Raw genomic sequence first — 5,330 nt, forward strand, 5'->3', positions numbered from 1 at the left:
ACGGCGACGCAACCGCTCGAGCACGCCTTCCAGCGTGTCCAGGTCGGTGTAATGGATGACCAGCTTGCCCTTGCCACCACGGCCGTGGGCGATCGCCACCTTGGTGCCCAGCGATTCGGACAGCTCGGTTTCCAGCGAGGCGATGTCGGCCTGCGGCGCGGTCGGCGACGGCTTGGCCTTGCGTGCGCCCGGCACCTTGCCGGCGGCGAACTGCTGGGCGCGGTGCTCGACCTCGCGCACCGACCAGCCCTGCTCGGCGGCTTCCTCGGCCAGCTTGGTGGCCAGTTCCGGCGCCAGCGTGAGCAGCGCGCGGGCATGGCCCATTTCCAGGCGACGGGTTTCCAGCAGCACGCGCACGCCGATGGGCAGGTCGATCAGGCGCAGCAGGTTGGACACCGAGGCGCGCGAGCGGCCGACGGCCTGCGCGGCTTCGGCGTGGGTCAGCGAGAATTCGCTGACCAGCCGGGCCAGCGCCTCGGCCTCTTCCAGCGGGTTGAGGTCTTCGCGCTGGATGTTCTCGATCAGCGCCATCGCGATGACGGTGCGGTCTTCCAGCTCGCGCACCACCACCGGCACATCGTCCAGCCCGGCCAGGCGCGAGGCGCGCCAACGGCGTTCACCGGCGATGATTTCGTACTTGCCGCCCTCGATCTGGCGCACCAGGATGGGCTGGATGATGCCCTGCGCCTTGATCGACTCGGACAGCTCGGCCAGCTTGCCTTCGTCCATGTCGCGGCGCGGCTGGTACTTGCCCGGCTGCAGCTGGTCGATGGGCAGCTTGCGCAGCACCTCGCCCGGCTGCGGTTCGGCCACCGCGGCCACGGTCACCGGGGTGACGGCGCCCTTCGGGCCCAGCAGGGCATCCAGTCCACGGCCGAGGCCACGTTTCTTGGCACCGGCCATCAGACGGTCTCCACGGCCGGGGCGGCCTGCTTGCGTTCGTTGTTGCGGCGGATGATCTCACCGGCCAGGCCCAGGTAGGCCACGCCGCCACGCGAGCTGCGGTCGTAGCCGACGATGCTCTGGCCATGGCTGGGCGCCTCGGCCAGGCGCACGTTGCGCGGCACGATGGTGCGGAACACGCGGTCGCCGAAGTACTCGGTGAGCTGCGCGGACACCGCGTTGGCCAGGTTGTTGCGCACGTCGAACATGGTGCGCAGCACGCCCTCGATCTCCAGTGCCGGGTTCAGGTTGACCTTGAGCGCATCGATGGTCTGCACCAGCGCGCTGAGGCCTTCCAGGGCGTAGTACTCGCACTGCATCGGCACGATCACCGAGTCGGCGGCGGCCAAGGCGTTGAGGGTCAGCAGCGACAGCGCCGGCGGGCAATCGATCAGGATGAAGTCGTATTCATCGCGGATCGGCGCCAGCGCGCGCTTGAGCCGCTGCTCGCGCTCGCCCTGCTCCATCAACTGGATCTCGGCGGCGGTCAGGTCGATGTTGCCGGGCAGCAGGTCATAGCCCTCGGCGGTCTGCACGCGCACTTCGACGGCGCTGTTCTCGCCGAGCAGGAGGTCGCAGGTGGAAGCTGCGACTTCACGCTTGTCCACGCCACTGCCCATGGTCGCGTTGCCCTGCGAATCCAGGTCGACCAGCAGCACACGCTTGGGTGCGGCGGCAAGGGAAGCAGCCAGATTGACGGCCGTGGTGGTCTTGCCGACGCCGCCTTTCTGGTTGGCGATGGCGATGATGCGAGCCATGCAGGAGAGCCTCGTGGGCGGGGTTGGACTGGTCATTATGGGGGTAGCGGCGCGCAGGCGGAAATCGGCGTGCCTTTCGGGGGCAATGGCTGCCCCTCCCCGGCCTCCCCTTGCCGGCGGTAACGGGAGGGGGAGCGTCGTCGGAATGATCCCGTGGGGGCCCGCCGGCGTGGGGCCGGCCGGAGCGGGTCCGGGCTTACCTGCGTTCGGCCACGACCAGGTGGCGGTCCCCGACCAGGCCGGGGACCTGCAGCGGACGCACTTCCAGTACCTGCCAGTCGGCCGGCAGCTGGGCGATCTCCTCGTGCGGGTAGACGCCCTTCATGGCCAGCAGCTGGCCGCCGGGGCGCAACAGGTGACCGCCGACCTCGACGATGCCGGCCAGGGTGTCCATGGCGCGGGCGGTGAGGTTGTCGTAGGCACCGGGCTCATCCAGCGCCTCGGCCCGCGACTCGGCGACGCGGGCGTTCTTCAGGCCCAGCTGGCGCACGGCCTCGCGCAGGAAGCGGGCCTTCTTGCCATTGCTCTCGACCAGGGTGACCTGCAGTTGCGGATGGGTGATGGCCAGCGGGATGCCTGGCAGCCCCGGGCCGGTGCCGAGGTCGGCCAGGGTGCCGGCGGTGACGTGGCTGGCCATGGCCAGCGAGTCGAGCAGGTGGCGGGTGACCATTTCGCGCGGATCGCGGATGGCGGTGAGGTTGTAGGTACGGTTCCAGCGCACCAGCAGGGCCAGGTAGGCCAGCAGCGGGGTGGCGAGCGCGGCGTCCAGGCCCATGGCCTGCAGGCCCTGCTGCAGGTCGGTGCTGACGTCGGGCGGGAGGGAGGTGTCGTTCATGGCGGGGATTATCGCAGGAGCGGGGGAAGGCTTTGGCTTTGGCTTTGGCTTTGGCTTTGGCTTTGGCTTCGCTTCTGCCCCCTCCCTTGCGCCAAAGGCGCAGGGGAGGGTTGGGGAGGGGTCGCTCTGGCTCTGGCTTTGCCTGTTGAAAAGACCGGGACGGTATCGGTCGGGGCAAATGCAACAGCAACAGCTACCCCTCCCCCGCCCTCCCCTACGCCTTTGGCGCAAGGGAGGGTGCTTGGAGCAGAAGCATAAGAAAGGCCGCTGTCGCGGCCTTTCTCCGTTTCGCTCATCACAGTGGATATCACCCGCCCATCACAGCGGATACCACGCCAGCGCCGCGCGGAAATCGGCCGCGGCCTGCCACTCGTGCAGGTGCCAGCGGCCGGCCTCGCCCAGGCCCGGGTCGCACCACACCAGCCTCAACGCCCCCGCCGCGTCCGGCGCGAACTGCAGCTTCTCCAGCCCGAACGAGATGCCGTGCCCGTGCGCCTTCAACAGGGCTTCCTTGGCGCACCACACCCGGAAGAACCACTGCTGGCATGCCGCGTCGTCCAGCCCGTCCAGCCACTGGATCTCCTGCGGGTGGAAGAAACGCCGGATCACCTCGCGCATCTGCCGGCGCGGCCGCTGCTGTTCCAGGTCCACCCCCAGGCGTGCGCCCTGCCCCAGCGCCACCAGCAGATGCGGGCCGCTGTGGCTCCAGCCGGTGCCGTAGTGGGCCAGCTCCCCGATCAACCACGGGCGATTGCGCTCATCCCGCGTCAACGGCAGGTCCTGCGGGGTGCTGCCCAGCGCATCGGCCAGCAGCACGCGTGCCTGCGGCTCGCCGCGCGTGCCCGGGACATGCGGCAGCAGCCAGACCCGCACCGGGTCGAAATCCCAACGTTCCACGTAACCCCTCATGCTGAACAGACCACCGCCGCTTCAACAGGATGTTCACCGCGGTGCGCGTTGACTGTCCGCACCGCACCGTCCCCGGGTGCATTCACGCTGGGAGATACACGCATGGGCATCATCGTCTGGTTGATCGTCGGTGGCATCGTCGGCTGGCTTGCCAGCCTCATCATGCGCCGTGATGCGCAGCAGGGCATCATCCTGAACATCGTGGTCGGCATCATCGGCGCCATGATCGCCGGCTTCCTGTTTGGCGGTGGCAGCATCAATGCCGCCATCACCCTGCGCTCGTTCGTGCTGTCGTTGCTGGGCGCGGTGATCCTGCTGGCCATCGTCAACCTGTTCACGCGCAAGAGCATCCGCTGAAACGCAGCATGGCGCCATTCGACCGGGCCCGGCCAGCAATGGCCGGGCCTTGCGGTTTCAGCCCTGCGCCAACTGCACCCAGGCCGGGGCATGGTCGCTGGGGCGGTCCCAGGTGCGGGGCTCGCGGTCGATGCCCGAGGCCTGCGCGCGCGGCTTGAGCGCGTCGGAGACCAGGGTCAGGTCGATGCGCAGGCCCAGGTTGCGGCGGAACCCGGCGGCGCGGTAATCCCACCAGCTGAAGATGCCGCCTTCGTCGTTGTGCAGGCGGAAGCCGTCGTGCAGGCCCAGCTCCAGGATCTTGCGCAGGCCCGCACGCTCGGCGGTGGAGGTCAGGATGTGGTTCTCGTTCCACACCATCGGGTCGGGCACGTCGCGCTCGTCCGGGGCGATGTTGAAATCGCCCAGCACCACCAATTGCGGGTGCTTGTGCAGCTCGTCGGCGATCCAGTCATGCACCGCGGCCAGCCAGCGCAGCTTGTACTCATATTTGTCCGTGCCCACGTCCTGGCCGTTGACCACGTACAGGTTGATGATGCGCACGCCGTTGACGGTGCCGGCGATCACCCGCTTCTGCTCGTCCTCGAAGCCGGGAATGCCGATCTGCACGTCCTCGATCGGGTGCCGCGACAGCAGCGCCACGCCGTTATAGGTTTTCTGCCCGGCGAACACGTTGCGGTAGCCCAACTCCAGCAGGCGCGTGTCCGGGAATTTATGGTCCTCCAGCTTGGTTTCCTGGATGCCGACCACGTCGGGGGCAAAGTCGGCCAGCCACTGTTCCAGGTGCGGCAGGCGGACGTTGAGGGAGTTGACGTTCCATGAGGCGATTTTCATGGAGGGATTCTAGCCGGGGTGGGGAAACATGGCCCCCTGGGCCGAGCGCCGCGATGTGGCGCACGTGCCGGATCAGAAGCGCCCCCATCCGCCCTTCGGGCACCTTCCCCCGCTGCCGGCGGAAGGAAGGGGTCCGGGGTTGCGGGCGATGTTGGCCAGGGTCGCCGTCATGGCAGCGAAACTGAATGGGATTCGCCGTGCCATGTCCGGCACGAGGGACTCCCGGTAGAACGCCCGCCGCGAGCGACCCGGCATCACCCGGGGCGGCAGGGTGTGGGCGGCCTGATCCGGCAAAGCGCAACAAACGCTATTGCATGAATGTTCGGGAATACACTTTTTCCCGGTTCCGATTTGCGCAGACTGCCCTCAAGGTTAGAGGGAACCCCATGCGTAGCAAGCTGTTTGTGCCCGGCGCACGTCCGGAGCTGTTCGACAAGGCCATGGCCGGACCGGCCGATGCCCTGTCTTTCGATCTGGAAGATTCCGTGCCGGAGGCCGGCAAGACGGCTGCACGGGCGGCCGTGGCTGCGTTCCTGGCGCGCCCGGAGGTGGTGGCCGGCGGCAAGCTGCTGATCGTGCGCACCAATGCCACCGACAGCCCGCACTTCGCCGCCGACCTCCAGGCCGTGGCCGTGCCCGGCGTGTGGCTGCTCAACATTCCCAAGATCGAATCGGCCGCGCAGGTGCGCGAGGTCGCC

At 68.3% G+C, this 5,330-nt stretch carries 7 protein-coding genes; 2 read left to right on the plus strand and 5 right to left on the minus strand.

The features are described from left to right. The 4 genes from VA603_RS10175 to VA603_RS10190 all read right to left on the minus strand — a co-directional run. A partial coding sequence (locus tag VA603_RS10175) for a ParB/RepB/Spo0J family partition protein (RefSeq protein ID WP_323438739.1) occupies positions 1 to 903 on the minus strand: 903 nt, incomplete at its 3' end. Beyond that, positions 903 to 1,700: a ParA family protein gene (locus VA603_RS10180; RefSeq protein ID WP_132863889.1), complete on the minus strand. Its 798-nt coding sequence runs from the start codon at positions 1,698 to 1,700 to the stop codon at positions 903 to 905. The genes VA603_RS10175 and VA603_RS10180, both read right to left, overlap by 1 nt. A gap of 196 nt (positions 1,701 to 1,896) precedes the next feature. Further along, the gene (gene rsmG, locus VA603_RS10185; RefSeq protein ID WP_323438740.1) at positions 1,897 to 2,535 is read right to left on the minus strand and encodes a 16S rRNA (guanine(527)-N(7))-methyltransferase RsmG; all 639 of its coding nucleotides are present in this window, start codon (positions 2,533 to 2,535) and stop codon (positions 1,897 to 1,899) included. Positions 2,536 to 2,853: 318 nt separating this feature from the next. Further along, complete coding sequence (locus VA603_RS10190) at positions 2,854 to 3,432, minus strand: 4'-phosphopantetheinyl transferase family protein (protein ID WP_323438741.1); 579 nt, start codon at positions 3,430 to 3,432, stop codon at positions 2,854 to 2,856. 114 nt (positions 3,433 to 3,546) lie between these two features. On the opposite strand from VA603_RS10190, the gene VA603_RS10195 reads away from it, so the two are divergent. Continuing rightward, positions 3,547 to 3,801 carry a GlsB/YeaQ/YmgE family stress response membrane protein gene (locus VA603_RS10195; protein WP_132863894.1) on the plus strand — a complete coding sequence of 85 codons (255 nt, stop codon included), beginning with the start codon at positions 3,547 to 3,549 and terminating at the stop codon, positions 3,799 to 3,801. Positions 3,802 to 3,858: 57 nt separating this feature from the next. On the opposite strand, the gene xth is transcribed toward VA603_RS10195, so the two are convergent. Continuing rightward, positions 3,859 to 4,632, minus strand: a complete 774-nt coding sequence (gene xth / locus VA603_RS10200) for an exodeoxyribonuclease III (protein WP_323438742.1) — start codon at positions 4,630 to 4,632, stop codon at positions 3,859 to 3,861. Between the two features lie 386 nt (positions 4,633 to 5,018). Here xth and VA603_RS10205 point away from each other — a divergent pair. Continuing rightward, on the plus strand, positions 5,019 to 5,330 hold a 312-nt coding region (locus VA603_RS10205), incomplete at its 3' end, for an aldolase/citrate lyase family protein (protein WP_323438743.1).

The organism is Stenotrophomonas capsici (genome assembly GCF_034961085.1).
GTDB lineage: Bacteria > Pseudomonadota > Gammaproteobacteria > Xanthomonadales > Xanthomonadaceae > Stenotrophomonas > Stenotrophomonas capsici.

What these genes read in the sequence shown, in the direction of transcription:
- VA603_RS10180 (WP_132863889.1), bottom strand. Translation starts at nt 1,700, where the DNA reads ATGGCTCGCATCATCGCCATCGCCAACCAGAAAGGCGGCGTCGGCAAG.
- rsmG (WP_323438740.1), bottom strand. Translation starts at nt 2,535, where the DNA reads ATGAACGACACCTCCCTCCCGCCCGACGTCAGCACCGACCTGCAGCAG.
- VA603_RS10195 (WP_132863894.1), top strand. Translation starts at nt 3,547, where the DNA reads ATGGGCATCATCGTCTGGTTGATCGTCGGTGGCATCGTCGGCTGGCTT.
- xth (WP_323438742.1), bottom strand. Translation starts at nt 4,632, where the DNA reads ATGAAAATCGCCTCATGGAACGTCAACTCCCTCAACGTCCGCCTGCCG.